This is a genomic window from Termitidicoccus mucosus, assembly GCF_038725785.1.
GTDB lineage: Bacteria > Verrucomicrobiota > Verrucomicrobiia > Opitutales > Opitutaceae > Termitidicoccus > Termitidicoccus mucosus.
In genome coordinates, this window is the sequence record NZ_CP109796.1 from 1,909,789 (window position 1) to 1,936,318 (window position 26,530).

Below are 26,530 nucleotides of genomic sequence, written 5' to 3' on the forward strand. Positions count from 1 at the left end.
AATGATAAATGTGGAGGTCAAGGATCACGCCACTTGGAAAATTCAGGGATCCGCCGCGACCGGTCTCTCGCTTGGATGGGTGACGGGAACCACGGTATTCACCATCAGGGACTCCGCGGTGGTGAGCGTTTGGAACGGGGCGGCCATCATCGGCTACGGTGCCAACTCGGTGAACACGCTGACCTTGAGCGGAAGCGCAGCGGGCGCGCGTGGAACCCTGGAGGTCAAAACGGGTGTCCAGACCCACGCTTCAAATGCCAACTCCAAACTGATTTTTGACGGAGGCGTGCTCAAGGCGCTTTCGGGCAGCGCCGCCTTCATTAGGGGGCCGCTGGCCATGATCACCCAAGGCGATGGCGCGTTTATCGACAGCAACGGTTTCAACATCGGTATCCAAAACACCGCCACCTTCACCGGCACAAGCGGCCTCACCAAGCTCGGCGCGGGCGCGCTCACGCTCAACAACACCATCGGCTACACCGGCACGACCGCCGTGGAAGCCGGCGCGATTGTCCTGACCACGGCCAACCAGCTCGCCAGCAGCGGCGGCGTGGCCGTGGCCGCCGGCGGCACGCTCTCCGCCGCCAACCTCGCGCAAACCCTCAACGGGCTCTCCGGCGCGGGCGCGGTCAACATCGGCACGGGCGCGGCCACCCTCGGCGGCACCGGCAGCACCGCCTTCTCCGGCAACCTCACCACCTCCTCGCTCACCAAAACCGGCCCGGGCTGGCTCACTCTCTCCGGCAGCAACACCATCTCCGGCGACACCACGCTCGACGGCGGCGTGCTCGCCATCGGCAGCGGCGGCGCGCTCGGCGCGGCCACGGGCAAAACCCTGACATTCGTCTCCGGCACCCTCGCGGGCGGCTCCGCCGGCGCCACATTCGCCCACACCATCGCGGCGCAGGCCGGTTCGCGTGTCGCTCTCGACTCGGGAGCGGGCGGCTTCACTGTCTCCGGCGCCATCACGGGCAACGCCGGCCTCGCCAAATCCGGCGCGGGCGATGTCCGGCTCACCGGCAATCTTTCCGGCCTCGCCGGTCCGGTCAGCGTCAGCCAAGGCATGCTGCTCACCGGCGACCTCAACGCCGGCGTCTCCGTCGCCGCGGGCGCGGGCTTCGGCGGCGCGGGCACCATCAACGGCGACGTGCTCTTCGCGGGCGCGGGCCAGATCCAGGTCGGCTTCACCCATAACGATTCCACCGTGACGGCCTCCTCCACGCTCGCCATCACCGGCTCGCTCGGCTTCGGCGGCAACGCCATCCTGCGCTTCGACATGTATGAGGCAGGCGCCGACACCCTCACCGCCGGCAGCGCCGGTTTCGGAGGCTCGACCACCATCGACCTCGTCAACATCCAGACCGGCACCTTCACCCTCTTCAAACTCGCCAGCGGCACCTTCTCCAGCGCGTTTGTCTCCTCGCTCCTCACCACGCAGGACGGCGGCAGCCCGCTCAACCTCCGCGCCAACGCCGCCTACACGCTCAGTGCCGACCAGAAGGAACTCCAGCTCATCTCCGGGAAGACCAGCCACGTCGTCAAATGGACGGGCGCGACCGACGGCAACTGGGACTCCGCCACCGCCGACTGGCAGGGCGGCGACACCGCCTTCCTCAACGGCGACAAGGTCATCTTCGACGGCTCCGACACCGCCGGCAACCGCGACATCGCGCTTCAGGACACCGGCATCGTCGTCTCCGAACTCTCCTTCACGGGCAACGGCAGCTACACTTTTACCGGCGGCCGCCTCGTCGTGGACAAAAGCAGCGCCGGCACCCTCGGCGGCAGCTTCAGCGGCACCGCCCCGACCGGTGCCTTCACCGTCGATACCACCGGCACCATCACGCTCTCCAATTCCACCGCCAACCTCTTCCTCAACGGCATCGACCTGCGCAAAGGCACGCTCGCCGGCAACGCCGATACCCTCGGCCAGTCGGCCAACATCGCGCTCGGTGCCAGCGGCGCCGCCGCGCTGGTCTTTGACCAGAGCGCCGACGCCGCCTTCACCGGCACGCTCACCGGCGGTGCGAACGCTGTTCTCGGCAAGACCGGCACGGGCACGCTGCTCCTCACGGCGGACAACTCCGGCTTCACCGGTGTGACCCAGCTCAATGGCGGCACCCTCGCCATCGCCGACGGCGTCACGTTCGGCTCCATCCTCGCCACCGGTTCGGGCGGTTCGCTCCTGGTTGGCAACGGCGCCACCTTCAGCGGCAGCGCAACCCTCTGGGACGCCAATGTCACCTTGGGCAATAATGCCCGCTTCGAAGGCAGTGCAGTCGTCCTTGGCACAAACGCCACAATCACTCTTGGTAATAATTCCAGCTTTGGCAGCACTGTGAATATCTACGAAGGCAGCATCGTCGCCGGAGATAACGTTGCCATCAATGGCAATGCCATAATTCGGAGTTCTGGAAGCCTTGCCTTGGGTGCCAATAGTGTCGTTACGGGCACGATCATTGTTCACGCTGGCGAAGTTAGCCTGGGTGTTAGCAGCACGGTGCATGGCGCCATCACCGGCACCGGCGGCACGAAGGATGTTCTCCTCGGCGCAAACAGTTTCGTCGGCGGCCCTGTGATAATTCGCAGCGGACACATTCAACTTCAGGCCGGGAGCAAAATCAATGATTCGGTAACCGCACTCGGCTCAGGCCATGTCCATCTCCTTGCAGGCTCTGAAATCGTTGGGGACGTGACGATGGGCGGGAGCGATGCTTGCGTGGGTGGGGCGGGTAAAATCGGAGGAATCGTGCAGACCAGTTCCACGACTGCGGCTGTCATCAGGGTCGTCACATATACAGATTTGGACACATACTCGGCAGCCAGTCCCGTGCTGCTTGAAACCGGCAGAATCATATTTGGAAGCACTGGCACAATCATGGGGAGCGGCACTCTCGCAACACCCTCGATAGAATACAGCAGGGATCTCACGATCGACACCTCTTCCATTAATAATCCTCTCACCATCACCGGTTCGCTCCTTGGCTCGGGCACGCTCATCAAAACCGGTTCGTCTACCGCCATCCTCGCCGCCCCTTCCTCCTACACCGGCGAAACATTCGTCAACGAGGGCTCCCTCATCGCCGGCGTGACCGGCGCGCTGTCGCCGAACTCGCCCCGGTTCACCGTCGCCGCGGGCGCGAGCCTCGGCCTCGGCGGGTTCGACCACACGCTGTCCGCGGTCGTCAACAACGGGCGCATCTTCATCGGCGCGAACAACGCCCCGGTCGCCGGCGCGAAACTCACCGTCACCGGCGCGTGGTCCGGCACCGGCGGCGTGAGCTTCAACCTCGTCGCCAACGACGGCGCCCGGCCCATGACCGACCAGCTCGTCTTCGCCGACGCCGCGAACGTCTCGGGCACGACCAAGGTCTTCCTCCAGTTCACCGACAACCGCGCCGACAAGACCCGCGTCGTTTACGACATCGCCCCGCTCATCGTCGCCGAGGCCGGCGCGCTCCCCGCCGGCGCCTTCAAGCTCGACGACGGGCGCGGTTACGAGCGCGTCGTCATCAGCCTTCGCCGACGCCGCGAACGTCTCGGGCACGACCAAGGTCTTCCTCCAGTTCACCGACAACCGCGCCGACAAGACCCGCGTCGTTTACGACATCGCCCCGCTCATCGTCGCCGAGGCCGGCGCGCTCCCCGCCGGCGCCTTCAAGCTCGACGACGGGCGCGGTTACGAGCGCGTCGTCATCAGCCAGCGCGACTACGTGCTGCGCGTCATCGACAACCGCGCCGAACTCACCGCCACCACCGCCGCCGAGATGCCCGGCGCGCTTGCCGTCAACGCCACCAGCCTCTTCGCCAGCCGCGCCGCGCTTTCCTCCGTCGGCCAGCGCCTCGATCACCTGCGCACCCTCGCCACCACCGGCGAGGACCTCAACTACACTTGGCAGGCCTGGACCCAAGGTTATTACCGCGAGGACGAGATCGACACCGATGCCTTCTCCCCCGATGTCGGCGCCTCCTACGGCGTCGCCGAAGGCAAGACCCACGGCTTTCAGGCGGGCGTGGACAAACGCAAGGTCATCACCAGCAAGACCGGCAAGGGGCCGAAGAAATACGTCACCTACGGCGCGTTCATGGATTACACCGAATCCGAGGCCGACCTGCCCCACCAGACCGCCAGCACGCTCAAGAGCACCGGACTCGGCGGCTACATTTCCACCCACGCCGGCCCCTGGCACACCGACCTCGTCGCCCGTTACACGTGGGACAAATACAAGATCACCGTAGGCAGCACCTCGATGGACACCGACGGCTACACGTGGTCGGGCATGGCCCGCGTCGCCTACGCCTATGACTACGGCACCTGGTCGCTTCTCCCCCAAGGCCAGCTCATCTACCAGCAGCGCGACGTCGCCAGCGCAACCGACGCGTTTGGCCGCAACTATGTCTTCGGTCCGGCCAACATGCGCCTGAACGTCCCCGCCTCCTTCGAAGGCCGCGTCGGCGCCACTCTCCGCAAGGCCGTCAGGCTGGGCAACCGCATCTCCCTCGCCCCCTATGTCAGCGCGCTGTTCCTGTGGGAGTTCAAGGGCAACCTCACCGTCACCACCGTCAACAACACCGCCATCAAGACCGACTTTGGCGGCGAAAGCTACCTGTTCAGCGCCGGCCTGCCCGTGCGTGTCAGCGACGCCCTCGACATCTACGCGGAGGCGTCCCTCCAGACCGGCGGCCCGACGGAAAGCCACAACCTGAACCTCGGCGTGAACTACCGCTGGTAAGTCCCCCATGCGCACCACCGCCAGGCCGTCCAAAAAAGGAGCGCGGACATTCCTGTCCGCGATGTCGCCTCCCCGTGACGCAGGCTTCCAGCCTGCCGTCGAACCCCAGGGCGCGAAGCGCCGCCGCCTCCTCTCCTTTGAAAATGAATGCCGCGCCACGCGCGATAAACCCACGACAGCAGGCAGGGATGCCTGCGCCGCGCCCGCCTTCCGCAATCTTAAGACACTTCCCATGAAAACGCATTCACTCGCCTCCTGCATCCGCCCCGGCGTCGCAGCCCTCCTGCTCGCGCTGGCCGCCGCGTCCGCGCCCGCGCAACGCTACGACTGGACCGGCCCCGCCGACGGCGACTGGGCGGACGCGGCCAACTGGACGATAACCGGCGCCACCATCGCGCCTGTCTCCGGCACCGTGCACATCCAGAACGGGCGCGGCCCCCTCGTCAGCGGCTCGACCTCCGCGTCCCTCACCGGCCTTTATGTCGGCACGACCGGCTCGGGCGGCACCCTCACCCTCGCCGGCGACGCCGGCATCGCGGTGGGCGGCGTCATCCAGATGGCCATACTGGCCGGCGACCGGGCCACCCTGCTGGTCAAGGACAACGCCTCGCTCGGCGGCGGCGACTTGACCTTCGGCAACGATGCCGGCGCGGTGTTCACCGGCACGGTCACCGACAACGGACGCCTGACGGCGGGCGGCGTGCTCCTGATCGGCTACGGCGGCACCAGTTCCCTCACCGCCACGGGCAGCAGTTCGCTCTCCGCCGGCACGCTTAACCTCGGACGCACCATCGGCTCGAAGGGCGTCGTCACCCTCGCCGGCTCCAGCACGATGAGCGCGCTCAACGTCAATCTCGGGTATTATCGCGGCAGCGGCGAACTCGTCATGCGGGACAACGCCGTCCTCACCACCGCGGGCAACGCCAACCTCGGCGCGACCGACGGGGCCAACAACAGCGCTACCACTTCCAGCGGCGTTGCCAGCCTCGGCGGCTCGGCGCGCTGGACCATCGGCGGCACCCTCAGCGTCGGTAATTTTTACCGGGGCGAGCTCACCATCGGGGAAAACGCCACCGTCACTGCCGGCAAGGTCATGATCGGCACGCTCCAAGGCAGCGTGGCCAACATGAAGGGACATGGTATCGTCACCCTCAACGGCGACGCCTTCACCGGGCGCGGCACGCTTGAAACCTCGTCCGTCACACGCGGCGCCGGCCTCTCCGGCACGCTGGCCTTCAACGGCGGCATCCTCCGCGCCACCCAGTCCAACGCCGAATTCCTCGGCGCGACCACCGGCGCCGCCACCCTCGTCGTCACCACCGGGGGCGACGGCGCGTTCATCGACAGCAACGGCTTCGACATCGGCATCTCCCCCGCCGTGGCCTTCGGCGGCGCGGGCGGCCTCACCAAACTCGGCGGCGGCTCGCTCACCCTCGGCGGCACCATCGCCTACACCGGCGACACCGTGGTGAAACAAGGCGCGCTCGTCCTCACCGCCGCCGACCAGCTCGCCGCCAGCCGTGCCGTCTCGGTCGAGACCGGCGCGACCCTCAACGGCCGCAACACCGACCAGACCTTCAACAACCTCTCCGGCGGCGGCGCCGTCAACCTCGACTCCGGCAAACTCACGGTCAACAGCGATGACGACACCGCCTTCACCGGCGTCATCACCGCGGCGGGCGGCCTGCGCAAGACCGGCGCGGGCGCGCTTTCCCTTGGCGGCGACAACATCATCGGCGGCATCGCCGAGGCCACGGACGGCATCCTCGGCATCGGCCACGCGCGCGCCCTCGGCACCGGCACGCTCGTCCTCTCCGGCGGCGCCGTGCTCCGTGCCGATGCCGACGCCGCCATCGCCAACGCCGTCCGCGCGGAGGGCATCCCGCTTGCCCTCGCCACCAACGACACCGGAGGCATGCGCACCCTCGGCATCGGCGGCGCCGTCAGCGGCACCCTCGGTGCGCTCAAGACCGGCCTTGGCAACATTGTTTTCTCAAACGACAGCACGGCCCTTTCCGGCCCGGTTGACATCCAGGAGGGCGGACTCATGGTCGCGGGCCTCGGGGCGTCCGCCGTCACCGTGGCCGGCGGCGCGGGCTTCGGCGGCTCCGGCGACATCCACGGCAATGTCACCTTCACCGGCGGCGGCTTCATCCAGCTCGGGCCCACCCACAACGACTCCCGCAATGTCACCCCCTCCACGCTCAACATTCTGGGCACGCTCGCGCTCGGCGGCGACACACTGGTCAAATACGACACTTACGGCGCCGGCGCGGCGGACAAACTGGTCGCGAACAGCATCGCTTTCGGCGGCGCCCTCAGCGTGGATTTCGCCAACATCCGCGAGGGCATCTTCACCCTGATTACGGTCAACTCCGGCAGCATTGCCCCCTCCCTTCCCGGCTCGATCGTCACCAGCCGCAACGGCGTCATCGTCAGCGCTCGCGAGGTGCTCACTTATAGTCTCCCGACCCCGCAAACCCTTCAGGTCGCCATCTCCAAGACCAATGCCGCCCTCACCTGGACCGGCGCGGACGGCGACGACTGGAACTACAACACCGCCGCCAGTTGGAGCGGAGCCGACACCCGTTTCATCGACGGCGACCGCGTCATTTTCGCCGGCACCGACACCGCGGGCTCCGGCACCATCTCCATCGAGGACAACGGCGTCACCGCCGCCGACATGACCGTCACCGGCGGCAAAAACTACACCTTTGCCGGCAACGGACGCATCACCACGGACGCAGGCAGTGTCGGGTCGGGCGCCATCGGCTTTGGCGCCTCCGCCGACGGACGCTTCACCATGCAAGGCACCGGCACCGTCACCTTTGAAAACGCTTCGAACGTCTTCCAGAACGGCATCGTCGTCGAGCGGGGCGTGGTCGTCGGCAATGTCCGGTCGCTCGGCATTGGGTCCGGCGCCGTCATCGCCAACTCCGGCACGCTCGTTTTCCGGCAGGACGACACCGACACCTATTCGAGCCGCCTCACGGGCGCGGGCGTGTTCATCAAGACCGGCTCCGCCGCGCTCTTCCTCGACTCGCCCGACTCCGTCCCCTCCGGCGCGGTCAGGGTTGACCAAGGCGCGCTTTTTCTGACCGAAACCGCCCGGCTCGGCAGCGCGGCCGTCACCATCGCCGCCGGCGCGACTTTCGGCGGCTCCGGCACCGCCGCGAATGCCGCCGTGCAGGACGGCGGCACCCTGCAAGTGGGCCTCGCCACCACCGGCCCGGCGGTCGGCGCCGAGGTGCTCCGGCTCGCGGGCGTGTCGCTGGAGGACAACGCCCGGCTGACCGGCGCGGGCACGCTCGACGCGCCCGTTTCCATCGGCTTCCGGCGCACGGGTGTCGTGGAGGTCGCGGAAAACCGTTTTCTTGCGCTCGCGGGCGACATCACTGGCTCCGGCGGGCTGGCCAAGCGCGGCCCCGGCGACCTCCGGCTGCTGGGCAAGGCCGGCTACACGGGCGAGACCACCATCGAGGCCGGACGGCTGGTCGCAGGCGCGCCCGATGTGCTGGCCGCCCAGTCCGATTACACCGTCATGTTCGGCGCCGCGCTTTCGCTCGGTGGGTATGGCCAGAGCGTTCATTCCGTCCTCAACGAGGGCTCCGTCGTCCTCGGCGCGGCCACGGGCGCGGCCGGCGCGCGGCTCATCATCACCGGCGACTACACCGGTGGCGTCACCAACACGGTGAACGGCATATTTCCCGGCGTCATCGAGCTCAACCTGGTCGCCTCCGACCACGCGCCCACCGCCGTGGACACCGTGCATGTCGGCGGCGCGGTGGGCGGAACGTCGCGCCTGCTCGTGCATGTGACTGACAATCGCGCGGCCGCCGCCTCCGACATGCTGCTCGACATCGGCGCCGTCATCACCCGCGAATCCGGCGACATGCCCACGAACGTGTTCACCCTCACCGACGGCACCAGCGTCGGGCGCGTCGTCATCGGCCTCCACGACTACGGGCTCTATTATTATCAGAACGAGGCGCGCATCGTCGCCACGACCAGCGCCGAGATTCCCGCCGCCCTCGCCGTCAACGCCACCGGCATCGCGGTCAACCGCGCCACGCTCGCCTCGCTGGGCCGCCGCTTCGACCAAATCCGCTCATTGCTGCCCGCCGATGGGAAGATTGCCCAGCCGTTCCAGCTTTGGCTTCAGGGTTACTACCGCCGCGACAAGTTTGACGACACCTTGTTCAACAACGCCCGCAGCGACACGCAGGGCGTGCAGCTCGGCGGCGATTATTCCTTCAGGCAGCAGAACGGCGGGCTGGCCGCGATCGGCTTCTTCGTGGACTATGCCGGGTCCGAAACCGACATTCCCGTCGCCAACAAGCCCTCGACCCGCCTCGACTCCACCGGCGCCGGCGGGTATGTGTCCATCCATTCCGGTCCCTGGCACGTTGACGCCGCCACCAAGTATTCATGGGACAACTACACGCTCGATGTCAGCGACACGCCTTCGTTCGACATGGACGGCTTCAGTTGGGACACCATGCTCCGCGTCTCCTATTCCAAGACGTTCGACCGGACCGGCCTGACCCTCGTCCCATCGGCCCGGGTGCTCTACCAGCGCCGCACGGTCGACGATACCACGGACTCCTACGGGCGCACTTATCACTTCGGTCCGCGCTATGACCGCGTGGATCATCCCACCTCGCTCGAATGGCACCTGGGCGCGAGCGCGCAAAAAAACATCACCCTCGCAGGCGGTCGTGTCTTCGCCCCCTACGTGTCAGCGTTCTGGGTTTATGACATGGAGGGTGCCATGACGGTCACTTCGGTCAACGGCACGGTTTTCCACAGCGACCTCGGCGGCTCCGGTCTCCTTCTTGCCGCCGGCGTGCCCGTGCGCTTCGGCGAGCACTTCGAACTTTACCTTGAAGCCGCCGTGCAAACCGGGGCCAAAATCCAAAGCCAAAGCGCCAGCCTTGGCATGAACTACCGTTGGTAAGCATCCGCCTTCTCGCACCATGACCAGCAGGGAAAGAATCCGGACTGCGCTCTCGCATCGCCAGCCTGACAGGGTGCCGGTTGATTTCGGCGCCACGTTTGTCAGCGGCATCCATGTCAGTTGCGTGGCGGCGTTGCGCCGGCATTACGGCCTCGGCGACGCGCCGGTGAAGCTGCGCGACGCCGGCCAGATGCTCGGCGTCATCGACGACGACCTCCGCCGCGCCATGGGCATCGACGTCATCGGCGTCTTCGCCCCCCGCAGCCGCTTCGGTTTCGCCAATGAAAACTGGCGCGAGTTCCGCCTGCCGTGGGGGCAGGTCGTGCTCGCTCCCGGCGGCTTCCTCCCCTCCTCCACCCCCGCCGGCGACCTCTACATGCACCCGCGCGGCGACCATTCCCTCCCGCCCTCCGCCCATCTGCCCGCGGGAGGCTATTTCTTCGACAGCATCGAGCGCCAGCAGCCCATCGACGAGGACCACCTCGATCCCGCCGACAACCTCGTGGAATTCGGCGACATCTCCGACACGGACATCGCATACTTCGCCGCCGAGACCGCCCGCGCCCGTCAGACCGGCTGCGCCGTCGTCGGCGCCTTTGGCGGCACCTCCATCGGCGACGTCGGCCACATTCCCGCGCCCGGCCTCGTCGATCCGCCGGGTTTCCGGGGCGTCGCCGACTGGTATATGGCCATCATCGAGCACCCCGATTATATACAGGAGGTTTTCAGGCGCCAGTATGACATCGCCCTCCGCAACCTCGACCGCCTGCGCCAGGCCGTCGGGGAAGACGGCATCGATGTCCTCTACGTGTGCAGCACCGATTTCGGCACGCAAAACTCGCAATTCTGCTCCGTCGCCACCTTCCGCGAGCTTTACCTGCCGCACTACCGCCGCCTCAACGACTGGGCCCACCGCCACACCCGCTGGAAAACCTTCAAGCACACCTGCGGCGCGGTCGATCCCCTCATTCCTTCGTTCATCGAGGCGGGGTTCGACATCTTGAACCCCGTGCAATGCTCCGCCGCCGGCATGGAGCCCTCCCATCTGAAAACCGCCCACGGGCGCGACATCACCTTCTGGGGCGGCGGCGTGAACACGCAGACCACGCTCCCCTTCGGCAAGCCCGCCGAGGTTCGCGACGAGGTGCTGCGCCGCTGCGAAACCTTCGCTCCCGGCGGCGGTTTTGTCTTCAACACCATCCACAACATCCAGGCGCTGACCCCGGTCGAAAACATCGTGGCCATGGTGGACGCCGTGCGCGAATTCAACGGGTGAGCGCGTGGAAGGCACACGCGCGCCCGGCTCATCCGCCCTTCCCATGAAACTCCGTTTTTTCGCCTCCATTCTCGCCGCCGTGGTTTTTCCCGCGTCTGGCGCCACCGCTCTCGACCTCGTGCGTGACGGCAGCCCCGCCGCTGTCATTGCAACCGCCGATGACGCCCCTCCGGTCGTTGCCTATGCCGCGCAGGAACTGGCATGGCACATCGAAAAAGCCACCGGCGCAAGGCTCCCCGTCGTATCCGAATCTCAACTACACAAAACCTCCCCCGCGGTGTGCATCCACCTCGGCGACACCGCCGCCGCCCACGCCGCCGGTATCGAGTCCCGCCTGCTCCCACCCGAGACCTTCGTCCTCCGCTCCACGCCCGCCGCGCTCATCATTGCCGGAGGCGACGGCCTCGGCGAGCCGCTCGGCACCGGCACGCCCGGCGGCACGCTGTTCGGCGTGTATGAATTCCTTGAGCGCGAGCTCGGCGTCATCTGGGCATGGCCCGGTGAACTCGGGACCTACGTTCCGAAGAAGCCCGACCTCGCCGTGCGCGACGAGGTCGACCTCACCCTCGCCCCGCCCTTTCTCCAGCGCCATGTGCGCGGCGGTCTCTCCTTCAAGGGCAAATTCGCCGAACTCGGTTTCACGCCCGCCGCCGCCGAGGCCTACGCGCGCGAACAGGCCGTGTTTCTCCGCCGTCACCGCATGGGCAAGCGGGAGCGCATCAGTTACGGGCACGTCTTCCCCAAATGGTGGGAGCAATATGGCGCGGAGCATCCGGAATGGTTTCAGTTGCACAATGGCAAACGCGGCCCCGCCAAGCCCGGCGCCAGTTATTCGATGTGCGTCTCCAACCCCGGGCTGCATCAAAAACTCGTCGCGCTCTGGCTTGAGCAGCGCGCAAAAAATCCGCCCGAACCCGGCGCCGCCAGCTACCTGAACGCCTGCGAGAACGGCGTGCTTGGCCTTTGCGAATGCGACGACTGTCTCGCGTGGGACGGCCCCCGGCCCGACGACTATGACGATTTCTACGCCGCAAAATCCAAGATGAAGGGTTCGCGCTTTGTCACCGACCGCTATGTGAAATACTGGCTCGCCGTGCAGGCCGAGGCGCGCAGGACCGACCCCGGCGTCGTCGTCATCGCCTATAATTATTATAACTACTTCCACGCGCCCACCCCCGGCCTCAAACTGAACGCGAACTTCCTCATCGGCTCCTATCCCTCCGGCGGTGGCTTCCCGCGCTCGCCGGAGAAAAACGCGTGGTATCGCCGCCAGTGGCTCGGATGGCGCGACACCGGCGCGCGCCTCTTCTCGCGCGGCAACCAATGCCTCGACGGCTACACCATGCCGCACATCTACGCGCATGAGTTTTCGGAGGAGTTCCGCTTCATGGCCGAAAATGGCATGGTTGCCACCGACTACGACGCCCTCACCGGCCAGTGGGCCGCGCACGGCCCCAACATCTACGCGCTCATGCGCCTGCACGTCACGCCCGCCGCCCGGACCGACGCGATTCTTGATCGCTATTATTCTGTCTTCGGTCCCGCCGCCGCCCTCGTGAAGGAATATTTCACCTACTGGGAAAACTACACCCGCGACAATCGCGCCCGTCTTGAGGGCGTTTTTGAGGAAATCAACGTCTCGCGCTCCCGCAACTGGCCCGTGGCCGCGCACCGCGTGCATCCGCCGGAATGCTTCGCCCCCGCCGAAGCCATCCTCGCCCGTGCCGCGCAGGCCGCCGCGGGCGATCCCGAAGCCGCCGCGCGCGTCGAATTTCTCCGCGCCGGGCTTTCGCATTCACGGCTTTGCGCCCGTATCTCCGAGCTGCTCACCACCGCCGATCCGCGTTCCACGCTCGCCCGGGGCAGGACGGCCCTTGATGAGCTCATCGCCTTCCGCCGGGCCCACGAGCGTGAGTGGATCGCCAATTTCAACCACTGCGCCTGGGAGGAATCCACCAGCTGGGTGCTCACCGACGCCCCGCGCAAGCAATGACGCCGCCTTCCTCTTTATCTCCTCCCCGCTGTCGAATTTTTATATAAACAATGCGCAAACCGGTATGAAAAACCAGCTCCCCGCCGCGCTCATCGCCCCCCTTGTCGCCGCCGGGCTCTCCGCGCCCTGCGTTGTCACGGCCGCCGAACCAGCGCGCCCAAACATCGTCCTCATCGTCTCCGACGACCACGGTCTCGACGCGCTTGGCTGCTACGGCAATCCCGTCATCCGCACACCCCACCTCGACGCGCTCGCCGCCGCCGGCACGCGCTTCACCCGCGCCTTTTGCACCAGCGCCAGTTGCAGTCCGTCGCGCTCCGTCATTCTCACCGGCCTGCAAGGTCATCACAACGGCATGTATGGCCTCCAGCATGACGAGCATCATTTCCTGTGCTTCGATCAGGTGCGCAGCCTCCCGGTGATGCTGGAGGCGGCGGGCTACCGCACCGCCCGCGTCGGCAAATACCATGTCGCGCCCGACTCTGTCTTCCGCTTCCAAACCGTCCTCTCCGGCGGCGCGGCCAACGACCCGAAAACCCTCGGGCGGAGCCCGATGGAAATGGCGTGGCGCTCCCGCGAGGTTATCGAATCCTCCGACGCCCGCCCGTTCTTTTTGTATTTCGCCACCGACGATCCGCATCGCGCCAACGCCGTCCTGCCCGACGGCACGCCGACCTTCGACACCTGGCCCGAGCCAAACCATTTTGGCAACCGTCCCGCCGGCTACCCCGGCATCACGCCGGTTGTCTATAATCCCGCCGACGTGCTCGTGCCGCCGTTCCTGCCCGACACGCCGGCCTGCCGCGCCGAACTCGCGCAATATTACCAATCCGTCTCCCGCCTAGACCAGGGCATCGGCGTCTTGATAAAACAGCTCAAGGACGCCGGCAAATACGACAACACGCTCATCATCTATATATCGGACAACGGCGTCGCCTTCCCCGGCGCCAAGACGACGCTTTACGAGCCCGGCATCCGCCTCCCGTGCATCATAAAAAACCCGCGCCAGCCAAAAGGCGGCGTCACTCAGGACGCGCTGGTCTCGTGGGTGGATCTCACGCCCACCATTCTTGACGTCGCCGGCGCGCTGCCTCCCGGCGCCGCCGGATTCGACGGACGCTCTTTCAAGGCCGGCCTCGACGGCACGCCGCTGCGCGGCCGGGACGAGGTGTATGCGTCGCACACGTTTCATCAGGTCACCATGTATTATCCCATGCGCGCGGTCAGGACGGAGAAATACAAACTCATCCATAACCTCGCGTATCCCCTCGCCTTTCCGTCCGCCCGGGACCTCATCCAGTCGCCGACGTGGATCAGCGCCACCCGCGACGGGGGCGGCCTTTTCGGGAAACGCTCCATCGCGGCATTTCTTCACCGTCCCGAGTTCGAACTCTACGATCTGGAGGCCGATCCCGATGAGATCGACAACCTCGCCGACGCCCCCGCCCTGCGCGAGGTGCGCGACGCTCTCATCGAAAAAACAAGGGCATTCCAGTCCGCGACCAAGGATCCCTGGCTGCATAAATGGCAGTATGAATAAACTTGGAGCCCTCCGGCGGGGAGAACCGGCATCACTACGTCGCCATCAGAAACCGCGATCCGGAAAAACTCGGCGCCCTCATCGCCGGATTGCAATCCGCCCCGCCCGCCAGATGGGCATGAACGCCCGGGACACAGGCAACCGCGGACTCGCGGCCAGACCGGCGCGCCTTATTCCGACGGCGGGGGAACCGAACTGACCGGACGGAGTTTTCCGGCGGGGACGATGGTCACGTTGTCGAACAGGATGCGGCCGGCGTGCCGCACATACTCGGTGGCGGAGACACCCTCGAAGACGCAGTCTTTGAAACGGATATCGTCCGCGGTAGCGCCTTGAAACCCGGCGATTTGCAGGACGCGGGGACTACTTTTGCCATTCACGTTTTCGAGCGAGACATTGCGGACGGCGGGAAGATGCGGTCCGTCGGCCCCCTCTTGATACATGAAATCGATGGTGAGAATTGCCTCGGCAACCCGGCCGACGGAGACATTGCGCATGTGAATATTTTCAATGACTCCTCCCCGCCGGGCATTGGATTTGAAGCGGAGGGCGCGGTCGAGATTGGGGCTGTCCATGACGCAATTTTCCACAAAGACATTGCGGCATCCGGCGGAGATTTCGCTGCCGATGACAACGCCGCCATGCCCATCCTTCATCTCGCAATTGCGAACAATGATGTTTTCCGAGGGAACGTTGACGCGCCGCCCGTCATTGTTGCGCCCGGATTTGATGGCGATGCAGTCGTCCCCGGTGTCGAAGCGGCAGTCCTCTATCAGCACATTGCGGCACGAGTCGGGGTCGCAGCCGTCGTTGTTGGGGCCGTGACTATCGATTTTCACCCCGCGCACGGTGATGTTTTCGCAAAGCACGGGGTTGAGTTCCCAGAAGGGCGAGCGAATGAGGGTGACGCCCTCGATAAGAATATTTTTGCAGCGGTAAAATTGCACAAAAGGAGGACGCAGGTAGTGCCCCTCCCCGAAAATGCGCTCGGCGACGGGCGTGTTTTTGTCGCCCATTTCATTGAGACGCCGGACGCTCGCGCGCGAGAGAGGCGGCCCGGCGTGACGTTCGCCGGGTTTTGTCCATCCCCACCAATTATCCGGCGACGCACCGCCGTCGAGCATGCCGGAGCCGGTCACGGCGATATTTTCCTGTCCGTGAGCGTGGATGAGCGGCGAATAATTCATGCACTCGATGCCCTCCCAGCGGGTGAGAACGACGGGGAGATACGCGGCGGGATCGGTGGAAAAAACAAGCCTGGCGCCTTCGCTCACGTGGAGATTGACATTGCTTTTCAGGTGAATGGCTCCGGTGAGAAAAATGCCGGCGGGAATGACGACGCGGCCTCCGCCCGCCTCGTGGCACGCGGCGATGGCACTGGCGATGGCGGCGGTGCAATCGTGCGCGCCGCCGGGCCTCGCGCCGAATCGCGCGTCGGTGATGATAAAATCACGGGCGGGAAACAAAGGCGCCTTTATTTGCGCGAGAATCGCCGGCACCGCGTTCCACGGATCGGCGTGGCGCGCTGCGCCGGAGGCCGGCTGAAGAAGCACCGCAAAAAACAACGCGATGCCTGGGAGGAAAAATCCGTGGTTTGGCATGGGAATAGAAGACGATTTTCTGGATCGGGCGATCCGTCCGGGATTCGATATATTATATGGGTATTTCATATGCAATGGGGATTGATTTCTCGTCCGCAAGCATCAGGGAGCGTCCGGTTCTCCTTTTGCGACAGGTTGCCCAAGCGGGAAAGCCGTGCTGTTGACGCGTGCGGAGGCCATGAGTCGTTCAAAATATTCGACCTTGCCGGGATTTTGGGAGGAGAGGTTGCTCCTTTCCGACGGGTCGCGGGAAAGGTCGTAGAGTTCGATGCCGGCCTTCATCCCATTGCGGACGGCCTTCCAGTTGTTCTGAAGGATGGCTTGGCGGCCTTCGAGCTCCCAGTAGAGATAATCGTGCTTCTTCTGGCTTTCGGCGCGTCCAAGCAGGGTCGGAGCGTAGCTGATGCCGTCAATATCCGCGGGGACGGGTTCACCCAGGATTTCAAAGACAGTGGGCATGAAATCCCAGAACGCTGCGGGATGATCGCTCGTCGAGCCGGCTCGAATGTGTCCGGGCCAGCGGATGGCGAAGGGTTCGCGGATGCCGCCCTCATACATGTCACGCTTGATGCCGCGCAGTCCGCCGGAAGAGTGGAAGAAGGTGTTGTCCTTGCCGCCCTCGGCATGAGGGCCGTTATCCGAGGTGAAGACAACAAGGGTGCTTTCATCAAGACCGCGTTCCTTGAGCCTGTCCATAATGAGCCCGACATCGCGATCGAGGCGCATCATCATGGCGGCAAAAATGATCCGCTTATCCCCCTCGATGGCTTTTTTCTGAGGGTCTTCGGCATGGACCGCATCGTCCGGTCCGGCGATTTCATGCACCCAGGCCTGTTCTTTTTTGAGCTGCTCCATGACCGTGTCGCGCGGGCAAACCAGATCGGCATGCGGGGTGGTATAGGCCATGTAGAGAAAAAAAGGATGTCCCGCGCCAGCGGCGGCGCGATCAATGTAGGCAAGCGCCTCCACGGTGAAACGGTCATTGGCAAAACTGTTTTGCCCGTGTGAGTAATTCTGGACGAGAGGCTCCTTGGCCGCATTGCGATAAAGGAACTCCGGATATTGATTGTGCGCGTGCGCCTGATTGACGAAGCCGTAAAAGAAATCCCAGCCCCGGAGCCACGGCGCGCTGTAACTGTCCTCCTCGCCGAGGCCCCATTTGCCAATCATTGCAGTCTGGTAGCCGAAATCCTTCAGGTATTCGGGAATCAGTTTCTCCCTGCGTGAAATCGGTATGCGGCCCGGGGTGTCCGCGCCCCGGGAATATCCGAGATTGCCGCGGATGCTTCCGTGTCCGGTGTGCAGTCCGGTCATAAGTGCGGCGCGAGAGGGCGCGCAGACCGGCGAGCCCGCATAGTGCCGCGTCATGATCATGCCCTCGCGGGCGAGCCGGTCTATGTTGGGTGTGTTGAAGCGGGCCTGTCCGTTGAAGCCCACATCACCATAGCCGGCGTCGTCGGCGAGTATGAATATGATATTAGGGCGCGACGGCGCGGCGGCGTGCGCAGTGGCTTGCACCGGGCCGGATGACAGCACGGCTGCGGAGGCGGCAATGCCCGATAGAAATGAGGTCAGGTGCGTGGCAGGAACTTGCATGGCGATTTTGGCAATCAGTGTGTGAAATCTTAAAAAACCGGACAGGCAGTGACGGGGGACTTTAAATCATCCGGAATCACTCGGCTGACTCGAAAATTTTATCGAGTTGCTTCATGCCCTTGATGGCGCGGGCGGGGAGAAATCCACCGTTCGGGCCGAAAGCGAGGAGTGCCTCGACGGGCTCAACCGTGCAGGCGGACTCGTCGATTTCACCCTTTGCATTTTGGGCCGCCGTCAAATCCATGCCCAGATGCGCGGCGAGGAATGAATACACGGCCTTCCGCTTGCTTGGGCCGTAATCGTGGCCCTCCCGGGGGAAGTGCACGTTGGCCACGGCCTCCGTTTTCCCGTAAAGACCATAGACGTGCCTGAGAAAAGGATACTCCACATCGGGCACGCCGGCCGTCCAGTCGCCGCCATCCGACACCACGAGTTGGGGGCGCGGTGCGGCAAGGGCGGCAAGCTCGACATTGTTCATGCCGCCAGCGGCCAGATGGATGGGTTGTCCGCTTTCGCACGGACAACCGCCGTCGAAATGCGCCGACACCATGACGACCGGCACACTGACGCCCACGCGGTCGTCAATCGCGGCGAGCATCATCGTTTGCGAACCTCCACCAGAGGCGCCGGTGACCGCAATCCTGTCGGGGTCTATCTCCGGAAGTTTTGAAAAATAATCGATGATGCGGATGCCATTCAGGATTTGCATGGTTTGCGCCATCGGGGTGCGGTGCGCGGAGGCATCGAATTGCAGGAGCGATTCGCCCCAGGCAAACAGGTCGTAGGAAACCGCCCACGCGCCCATGCGGGCAAACATCGCGCAGCGGATTTGCTGGTCGTCGCGGTAGCGTCCGCCGGGAAAGTGCCCGTTGGGGCTGACGACGAGGGGACATTTGCCGGCGACGCGGCCGGGCATGTAAACGGAACCGCACACAAACACGCCGGGCAGCGTCTCGATGGCGAAGTTTTGCACGCGGTAGCCGTCCATGCGGCGCTCGGAGGTGAGGATGGGTTGCGCCCGGGGGGCGTCTGGCATGGGAGACAATCGCAGTGCGGCCAGCAGCGCCGGACGCAAGGCTCGCGCCTGCTTTTCCCATGCGGCCCTGTCCTTGTAGAGCGCGGCGAGGTATTGCATTTCCCGCGCCCCCTCGGCGGGCGAACGGCGCGGGTGATCGTAGGCGAGGAGCCGGTAGGTTTTTCCGGTCTCGTATTCAAACATCAGGTCGAAGGGCGCGAGCACATTGCGCAAGGATTCCTCCGCGCTGTAACGCCGGATGCGGTAGTCCGCGTAATCAAGCGTCTTGCCGTCGAGAAGCCTCTGGGGAATTTTGAGGTCCAGGTCGAACTGTTTCCGGATGTCCGCCATCACGTCGGCCAGCGGGCGCGACTGGCGGGGATTGTCGTTGCCGCCAGGGGCCGCGGGCATCACCGCCGTGATGGCGAGGAGGAATATCAAACTGTGTTTCATAAAAACATTCGTCTGTTTTGCACGGGAGATTTTCCCGGCAAGGTATGCAAGTTTCTATTTTCCGGACGGTACCAGGCGCCATTCGCCACCTTCGCGCGGGAGCATTTCCTGGGCGCTCACGTCACGTCGCCATTGGGCGAGCTTTGCGCGGAGCCTGACAACCAGCTCCGGTTTTTGCGCGGCCAGGTCGTTTTGCTGTCCGGGATCGGCGGAAATATCAAACAGGCTGGCCGCGGGGCCGACGCCAAGCAGCGCCCCCTCGTGCCATTCGATGAGCATGTGGTTGCCCTCGCGGATGGCCGAGCCCGGCTGGAATCCCCCCGCTTGATGATAATGCGGATAATGCCAGTAAAGCGCGCGGGACGGCAGCGCCGCGCCGGTGGACAAATGCGCGAGCAGGCTCACTCCATCGGGAGGCAGGTCTGAAGTGTCGCAACCGGCCGCGTCCAGCACGGTGAAAAACACATCCTGTGTGATCGTGGGGGCGTCCGACAACATGCCCGCACGCACCTTGCCGGGCCAGCGCGCGCACATGGGCACGCGCAGCCCGCCCTGCCAGAGGGAAGCCTTGCCGCCGCGAAACGGATGCTGCGACTGGAGCTGCTCCAGGTTCCCGTTGTCGGAAATGAACACGACGAGCGTGCGGCGCGACAGGTCGAGCCGGTCCAGCGTGTCGAGTATGCGTCCGATGCCGGCATCCATGCGCTCGATCATCGCAGCCATGACCGCGTTGTTTTCCGCGCGCCCCGCCCCGGGCTTGTTCGCATACTTCGCGGTCAGCAACGACTCTTCCACCAATGGGGTGTGCACGACGTTGTGCGCGATATAACAAAAGAACGGGCGGTCCCGGTTTGCCTGGATGAAATCGACGGCGTGGCCGGTGATGGCCCCGACGTTGTGGGCATCGGGCTCATCGAGTTTTTTTGGAGACGGTTTCCGGACATGAAACACCACGTCAAATCCCTGCGACTCGGGATCCATGGGACGGCCCGGCGTGTAATCGTAATCCGGAGCGAGGTGCCATTTGCCGAACAGTCCGTTTATATAACCGCGCTCGCGCAGCCGTTCGGCGATGGTTTTCTCCGCCAGCGGCAGGCCCTGCTCCATCTTCGGCGTGACCAGCGCACGGCCTTCCCAAGCGGTGCCCGGGATGAAATCCGTGAGGTGCAGGCGCGCCGGGGCCTTCCCGGTCATGAGCGCGGCGCGCGACGGCGAGCAGACCGGCGCGGCGGCGTAAGCCTGGGTGAAGGCCGTGCCCTCGCGGGCGATGCGGTCGATGTTGGGCGTCTCATACCACGCGCCGCCGTGATAACCGACCTGATTCCAGCCCATGTCATCGGCGACAATGATGACGATGTTGGGCGGTATGCCGCCGTCCGCCTGCGCAGCGACCGCCCCTGGCGCCGTTGTCAGCGCGCCGAATGCAAGCATTTCGAAAGGATTTATATTATGCGTCTTCATTTCATATAATCCGCCGATCTGATGGTTTTCACTGTCTTTGGATTAAACCAAAGCGCGCGCAGCGCGATGAGTGCGGCCGTCGCGGCAAAATACCACGGCGCGGTCGCCCCTCCGCCGCTCCCGCCTCCATTATTGTTGTTGCCATCGTTTCCCTGACCGCCCCCACCGCTTTGGGAGGCAAATGGAGTGGGCAGGAGCGTGGTGACCGAATCATCGGGCGCGATGCGGCGGATGACGGCATTACCCGTGTCGGCAACGAAGATATTTCCGGACATGTCGAGCGCCAGACCGCGCGGATGGTCGAAGATGGAGTCGGTCCCAGCACCGGCCTGCATCCCGTGGGTCGGCCCCGGGCCGGGACGGCCCGCGATGGTGAGAACATCTCCGGTGGCGAGATTGAGTTCCCGGACCAGCGAGTTGCCCGTATCCGCTATATACAGATAGCCGCCGTCAACTTCGATGCCGCGCGGCGAGCGGAAGCGCGCCTGTGCCGTGGCATTCCCGTCCGCAAAGCCCTCCCCTCCGGCCATCCCTGCGAGGGTGCGCACGACAAACGTGCCCGGCGCGATGGCGCGGAGGGTGTGGTTGCCGGTGTCGGCGACGTAAATCGTTCCGGACCCGGCCACGGCGATGCCGGCGGGAAGCCGGAAGCGCGCCGCAATGCCGATGCCGTCCGCGCCGCCGGCACTCCCGTCCGGCGCCCCCGCGATGGTGGACACACTGCCGGATGCGTTTATCATGCGAATGGCGTTGTTTTGCGTGTCAGCGACATAAATATTGCCAGCGGCGTCGGCCGCAACGGCTTCGGGGCCATTAAAACGCGCGGCGGCGCCCGTCCCGTCAACCGCACCGGGGGTGTAAGCGGAGCCGGCCAGAGTGGCCGCGACCGCGCCGGATGAAAGGATGCGGATGACATGCGCATTGGCGTCCGCCACCACGAGCCGGCGGTCGGGCGTGACAGCCAGTCCGGCCAGCCTGTCGAAACGCGCCGCGGTGCCGGTGCCATTGACCATGCCCGTCGCTCCCGGCAAGCCTGCAAACGTGGACAACGTGCCGCTGACCGCGAGAAGCTGCACGGTGGAAAGCGAGTCATCCGCGATGTATAAATTGCCCGCCGCGTCCGCCGCCAGAGCGACGGGCCGCGGATAGCGATTGTCGTCCTCGACACGCAGCACGGCGGCATTGCTGTTAACCGGGGAGCCGACGCCGTTGGTCGCGACAAAGCGATACCGCCAGCCGGACATGCCCGCCTCTACACCGGAAATGCGCAGCGTGTCCGTGGTTGCGCCATTATATATACCACCATCGCCAATGGCCTGCCAAGTTGCCCCGGCGTCGGTCGTGAGCACCTGCCAGGCGTATTCCGCTGCCGGGACGCCAGCCGCAGACGCGGTCAGCACCAAGTCGTGCCCATTGACCACAATCTGGTTCGAGAGCTGGCGCAGACCGGAGACGGGAGCCTCCCTGGCAAACCTCGTGCTGCTGCCCACGGATACTCCGCTTTGGGTAATGATGGTGACATGGCCTGTTTCCGGCACATTCGCGGGAATCGTGACAGTCAGCCTTTCCGCCGACTCGCGATGCCATGCGGCAGGCTCATCGCCCACGAGCACGCCGGCCATATCGTAGAAATTCGCGCCTTCGATTGTAACCGTGCCGCCCGGCGCGACGGCGACGGGCGAAAATGACGCGATGACGGGGCGCGCGGCGAGACTGGTGACCTGGCGGGATGCGGCGACGAGCGGTTCAAGGCGCAGGCGCTCGGTTTTCTGTCCGGGAGCCTCGGTGCCGAGCAGACGCATGAGGCCGGCGTTGTCCTGATAGGTGTCGTTCAGGTAGCAGAGAAGCTCCCAATGAATGTTGAGATCGAGGCGGTGGGCGACACGGAAATCGAGGAGATTTTGCGCGGCCATCCGCTGCTCCGTCACGCCGGACGCGCTGGCAAGACGATTGGCGATGACGGCGCGGTAGCTGAGGCGGTTGTGCTGGTTGGCAAGCTGGAGGCTCTGGATGCGCGCACGCTGCCGCGTGTCGGGCGGGGGCCGGGCGAGGGCGCGGGAAAGGATGGCATCGGTGATGTCGTAATCATTTTCTGAATACAATTGGTCGGTAAGCTGGGTGACTTTCTGGCGGAAAAGGTCGAGGGGCGCGCCCATGGCGTGGATTTTCTCCACGTTTTTCATGATGCGGTCATTCCAGATTTGACGCCAGTAAGTGTAATAATCGCGAATATCGCCGGAGACCGCCCCGTAGGTGGCGAAGTATTCATTGTCCCAGTCGCTCATCGGGCGGTCGGGGCGATACATGGCGCGGGCCATGATGTAATTGGCGATCCCGGTGGTGGGCCAGAAGCCCCAGCAGGTATCGTAGTCGGTGCCGAGAAGGGCGAGGTGCTGGTTGCCCAATCGATATTTCTCGAACATGTGGCTTTCGAAACCGACGGGCATGCCGGTGTCCTGGCAGAGATCGTTGGGCCGGAGGAAGGCGGCGTTCGCGCCCATGTTTTTCCAATCGAGATAATACTGGTCGAGCTCTGCGAGAGGGACGGCGAGATTGGGAATGAGAAAGAGAAAGACGCCGTCCTTTAAGATTTCCCGGCGGGGCGGAAAGTTGTAGCGGCTGTAGGCGTAGAAGAGCACCCGCACCTTGCCGGAGCTTTCACCGGTCTCTTGCGCGTAGTGTTCGTCGAAAATCTTGCGCGCCTCGGTGAGGACGGCGTTGGCGAAATAAACATAACGGTCGGAGAGGACGCGGTCGTCAATGTCGAGGTTTTCCTCTCCGGGAAGCACGACGTCAAGCGCCTGGCAGTTTTCGCAGCGGCAGTAGTTCCGGCTGTCGTTTTCAATGGCATTCACGTTGTAGCCAACATCCTTGATATTTTTCAGCGTGCCATCGTCGCGAAAGAAATGGTCGTGCGCGACCTGCCTGGCGACATCGGGATTGCTGACACAGAGTTTGATGCGGTCGGCGGCGCTGGCGCTGACGGGCCGGCGCTGGCCGTTTTTATTGAGGGCGAAATATTCGGGATGGGTGGCGCCGTATCTTGCCCACCACTGCGTGAAGGCATGGCCGTAGGAAAGATGGACGCTGCTCCCCATGCGCATGCGGCGCATCCAGATTTGCTCGTCAAGCTGGCGTCCGGCATATTCTTCGTCGGCAAACTGCATCCCGTCAGGAATGTTGCCGTCGGCACGGGCCATGTCGCGCATGTCGCTCTTGTAGGCGAGGCGGATTTTGCGCTGAATAAGCTTCGGACTCCAGGCGCCGTTTCCGATCTCGAGGGTAAGCGCGGTCTTCGACGCGTATGAAATCCCGGCCGCGCCAGGCTCGATCCAGGTGACACCGGCCTGTTTTTCCAGAAATTCATAAACGGCAAAGAGTGTGCCGGGGCGGGAATCGTTGTTGAGCGCAACCTCCTGCGCGGTGGCGCCGGAGGCGTCCTTGTCCTCGCCATAGAGCCAGACGCCGTCGGCGGCAATGCGCCAGCGCGCCTCCTCGGGCAGAAAGACCGCGCCGTCATCAGCGGGACGGATTCCCACGTATATAGGGAACATCCCGGACGGGGCAGTGCCGGTGCCGACTGGGATGTCCATCCCGACAATGAGCTGCAAATGCGAACGCAACTCCTCCACGGCGTATTCCACCACCTTGGGGACCTTGCCGCCCGATGGCTTGACGATCGCGCAGGCAGAGATATCGAGGGGAACCGCGTCCCCGGCGGCGGACGCCATGAGCATGCCTGCGGCAAGCACAGGCATCGCGGCAATCCATTTTATTTTCATGTGGGGCATTGCTTAATACGAACATGGCACGGCACTCACGATACAGTGAGCGTGCCGATGCCATATATCCACGGATAATCAGCTCCGCTTTTCTGCAGACGGATTGTCACCAGTCCCTGTTGCTCCGCGCTGGAGTGACCGGAGGCAGGCGCGAGTTCGCACTCAAACCGTCCATTCTCGTCATATGCAACCGCGACCGCAGGCCCGCCATCGATGGCGAGTGACAATCCTGCGGACTTAGTCTTGTCGCCCTCCACGCGCAAACGTGCCCTGCCTCCCGGAGGAAGCGCCAGTTCGCATTCGATAAAACCGTTGGGAAACACCCGGTTGCCAGCCGCGCGACTGACGCGTCCGCCTTCCAGTCGCGCGTGGCTGGCGTGCATATAACGTCGCACACGCCAGTCGTCCCCCACTCCGCCGCACACTATATAATCCACAATGCCGGGCATGGCTCTCCACCGCATCCGCTCGGCCAGTTCGGCGTCATACTCCATCCGCAGTAGCTGGATGATGCGCCAGAGCGGAGCCGCATAGGCGGCCTCGATGCAATCGTCCTGCGAGGCATCGTTGCTATATTCGTGACGATGCACCACGTGAGACTCGCTCGCCTTCCCCGCTTCAACCAGAGCCGCGCCGCCCAGCACCTGCTCAAAACAAGCGCGCGCCTCCGATATCTCCGCGGCCAGCGACGGGCTCCCTTGGACAAGGTCATCCATGTCGTTAAAATAGGCGCAGACACAGCGGGACCATTGATAAACCAATCGCGTGACCACGACTGCATTCCCCCATGCCGTGCGCGCGATTTCATATTCACCCGATGGCAAAGATTCCCTCAACGTGCCGAGCGCGGCCAGGTTCTTTTCCGCCAATTCCACCGCCATCGCCTTTTCCACCAGCAACGCCTCGCGCGACGGCGCGGTCCCCTCCGTTTTTATCCCCCACATGCCGATGTGCCGGGCAAGGTCGAACCCGGGTTTGAACAACGAGAGGATTCCGCTCGCCTTGATCCATTTCAGCGCGGGATCAATGGGAAACGCATGGAAAATCACACATCCGGCGATAAAGTGGGTTTTCTTCACCATTTCGATGCCCTGCCGCATGATGTGCGTCATCTCCATGCCGCATGACTGCCAGCGTCGCGCCGACCACTCCTTCCAGATTTCTTCTGCCGTGGCATCGGCGTCACGAATCGCCCGGTCAAATGCCAGCAGGTTGACCGCCTGCGGCCCCTCGAATGTCGCATGACCGATTCGATCGACGCGAATCACATGCCGGCTCGCACCCGCCGCGCGGGCGTGGCGCACGCATTCAATCACCCGCTCCGGGTCCGCGGCCGGCAGATACCCCGCGCCCAGAAATTCGCCGATGCTGTCGTATTCCGCGGAAAGCGCCGCATGCCCGGATCTCCGCAAATATCCGTTCATCGGCAGGAATGGGCTGAAATCATAGGGGGTTATCTTTGTCTCAATTTCAAGCTTGTGGCGCGCGTCAACCCTCTCCACTCCTGCCAGAATGTCTTCATAGTCCCGGCCAATCGAACCAAAACTGCGCAGTATGAAACGTTTTCCGAGCTGCTCCAGCTCCTCCGCAAAAGTAGTGATTATTTTTTCGATCACCAGCGGCGGTGAATAACGCTCCTGGTTTGAATTATGTATGACGGAATAGTTGGACTCGGTCAGTGTAAGCACGAGGCCGTCCATGTCCGGAACATGGTCAAAGAATTCCCGAATTTTGGAGCGGAGCAATTCGTGATAGGCCGCGCCCAGCAGATCAAACTCGCCGTCCGCGTCGAGCAGTCCCCGCACTGTCGCCACCACCTCAGGCGGCACCATTACCTCGCGGTGCCAGTAATAAACCGGCCGTCCGGATTGGCGGGCCAGGCCGACCACTTCGTTTAGTGCGGCAATGGTCGCGCCGGTTTCCGCAAAATCGAGCATGGCGGCTGCCTCCGGATAATCCCGGAACCGGATCGCCCCTTCCAGGCCGCCGGTGGAGGAATGCGCATCGCCGCAAATTTCAAAACTATCCACATGATAATCCGCCGCCGCGGCCATGACCGCGCGCATGTAGGACGCATCAGGCTTCACCGGATGCATGAGGGACCATGTTATTTCGGGATGTTT

11 protein-coding genes and 1 pseudogene are annotated in these 26,530 nt (G+C 64.2%); 6 read left to right on the forward strand and 6 right to left on the reverse strand.

The features are described from left to right. Positions 1-337 precede the first annotated feature (337 nt). The 6 genes and pseudogenes from OH491_RS06420 to OH491_RS06445 form a co-directional block, all read left to right on the forward strand. A pseudogene (locus OH491_RS06420) lies at positions 338-3,076 on the forward strand (beta strand repeat-containing protein); the annotation flags it as partial. Between the two features lie 691 nt (positions 3,077-3,767). Further along, positions 3,768-4,733 carry an autotransporter outer membrane beta-barrel domain-containing protein gene (locus OH491_RS06425; RefSeq protein ID WP_342750913.1) on the forward strand — a complete coding sequence of 322 codons (966 nt, stop codon included), beginning with the start codon at positions 3,768-3,770 and terminating at the stop codon, positions 4,731-4,733. Positions 4,734-4,965: 232 nt separating this feature from the next. Continuing rightward, positions 4,966-9,690 (forward strand): autotransporter outer membrane beta-barrel domain-containing protein, encoded by a 4,725-nt coding sequence (locus tag OH491_RS06430; RefSeq protein WP_342750914.1) that lies wholly within the window; start codon positions 4,966-4,968, stop codon positions 9,688-9,690. A gap of 19 nt (positions 9,691-9,709) precedes the next feature. Continuing rightward, positions 9,710-10,966: a uroporphyrinogen decarboxylase family protein gene (locus OH491_RS06435; protein ID WP_068771796.1), complete on the forward strand. Its 1,257-nt coding sequence runs from the start codon at positions 9,710-9,712 to the stop codon at positions 10,964-10,966. A 43-nt stretch (positions 10,967-11,009) separates the two neighbouring features. Continuing rightward, positions 11,010-12,959, forward strand: a complete 1,950-nt coding sequence (locus OH491_RS06440; protein WP_145928969.1) for a DUF4838 domain-containing protein — start codon at positions 11,010-11,012, stop codon at positions 12,957-12,959. Positions 12,960-13,023: 64 nt separating this feature from the next. After that, the gene (locus OH491_RS06445; RefSeq protein ID WP_068771794.1) at positions 13,024-14,499 is read left to right on the forward strand and encodes a sulfatase family protein; all 1,476 of its coding nucleotides are present in this window, start codon (positions 13,024-13,026) and stop codon (positions 14,497-14,499) included. A gap of 170 nt (positions 14,500-14,669) precedes the next feature. Here OH491_RS06445 and OH491_RS06450 read toward each other — a convergent pair whose 3' ends face one another. From OH491_RS06450 to OH491_RS06475, 6 genes are all read right to left on the reverse strand, one after another. Beyond that, complete coding sequence (locus OH491_RS06450) at positions 14,670-16,100, reverse strand: glycoside hydrolase family 28 protein (protein WP_068771793.1); 1,431 nt, start codon at positions 16,098-16,100, stop codon at positions 14,670-14,672. A gap of 102 nt (positions 16,101-16,202) precedes the next feature. After that, positions 16,203-17,696: an arylsulfatase gene (locus OH491_RS06455; protein WP_084442441.1), complete on the reverse strand. Its 1,494-nt coding sequence runs from the start codon at positions 17,694-17,696 to the stop codon at positions 16,203-16,205. A 76-nt stretch (positions 17,697-17,772) separates the two neighbouring features. Further along, a complete protein-coding gene (locus OH491_RS06460) occupies positions 17,773-19,164 on the reverse strand; it encodes an alpha/beta hydrolase family protein (RefSeq protein WP_068771792.1) in 1,392 nt (463 codons plus the stop codon). Between the two features lie 54 nt (positions 19,165-19,218). Continuing rightward, positions 19,219-20,595, reverse strand: a complete 1,377-nt coding sequence (locus OH491_RS06465; RefSeq protein ID WP_334319527.1) for a sulfatase — start codon at positions 20,593-20,595, stop codon at positions 19,219-19,221. Positions 20,596-20,621: 26 nt separating this feature from the next. Continuing rightward, a complete protein-coding gene (locus tag OH491_RS06470; RefSeq protein WP_068771790.1) occupies positions 20,622-24,407 on the reverse strand; it encodes a DUF4838 domain-containing protein in 3,786 nt (1,261 codons plus the stop codon). Between the two features lie 35 nt (positions 24,408-24,442). Next, a complete protein-coding gene (locus tag OH491_RS06475) occupies positions 24,443-26,503 on the reverse strand; it encodes a hypothetical protein (protein ID WP_068771789.1) in 2,061 nt (686 codons plus the stop codon). Between the last annotated feature and the right edge of the window lie 27 nt (positions 26,504-26,530).

Bases quoted from the DNA above. Each gene is read 5' to 3' on its own strand.
- OH491_RS06425 (WP_342750913.1), top strand. From the start codon at position 3,768: ATGCCCGGCGCGCTTGCCGTCAACGCCACCAGCCTCTTCGCCAGCCGC.
- OH491_RS06445 (WP_068771794.1), top strand. From the start codon at position 13,024: ATGAAAAACCAGCTCCCCGCCGCGCTCATCGCCCCCCTTGTCGCCGCC.
- OH491_RS06435 (WP_068771796.1), top strand. From the start codon at position 9,710: ATGACCAGCAGGGAAAGAATCCGGACTGCGCTCTCGCATCGCCAGCCT.
- OH491_RS06455 (WP_084442441.1), bottom strand. From the start codon at position 17,696: ATGCAAGTTCCTGCCACGCACCTGACCTCATTTCTATCGGGCATTGCC.
- OH491_RS06470 (WP_068771790.1), bottom strand. From the start codon at position 24,407: ATGAAAATAAAATGGATTGCCGCGATGCCTGTGCTTGCCGCAGGCATG.
- OH491_RS06475 (WP_068771789.1), bottom strand. From the start codon at position 26,503: ATGCATCCGGTGAAGCCTGATGCGTCCTACATGCGCGCGGTCATGGCC.
- OH491_RS06440 (WP_145928969.1), top strand. From the start codon at position 11,010: ATGAAACTCCGTTTTTTCGCCTCCATTCTCGCCGCCGTGGTTTTTCCC.
- OH491_RS06460 (WP_068771792.1), bottom strand. From the start codon at position 19,164: ATGAAACACAGTTTGATATTCCTCCTCGCCATCACGGCGGTGATGCCC.
- OH491_RS06450 (WP_068771793.1), bottom strand. From the start codon at position 16,100: ATGCCAAACCACGGATTTTTCCTCCCAGGCATCGCGTTGTTTTTTGCG.
- OH491_RS06430 (WP_342750914.1), top strand. From the start codon at position 4,966: ATGAAAACGCATTCACTCGCCTCCTGCATCCGCCCCGGCGTCGCAGCC.
- OH491_RS06465 (WP_334319527.1), bottom strand. From the start codon at position 20,595: ATGCTTGCATTCGGCGCGCTGACAACGGCGCCAGGGGCGGTCGCTGCG.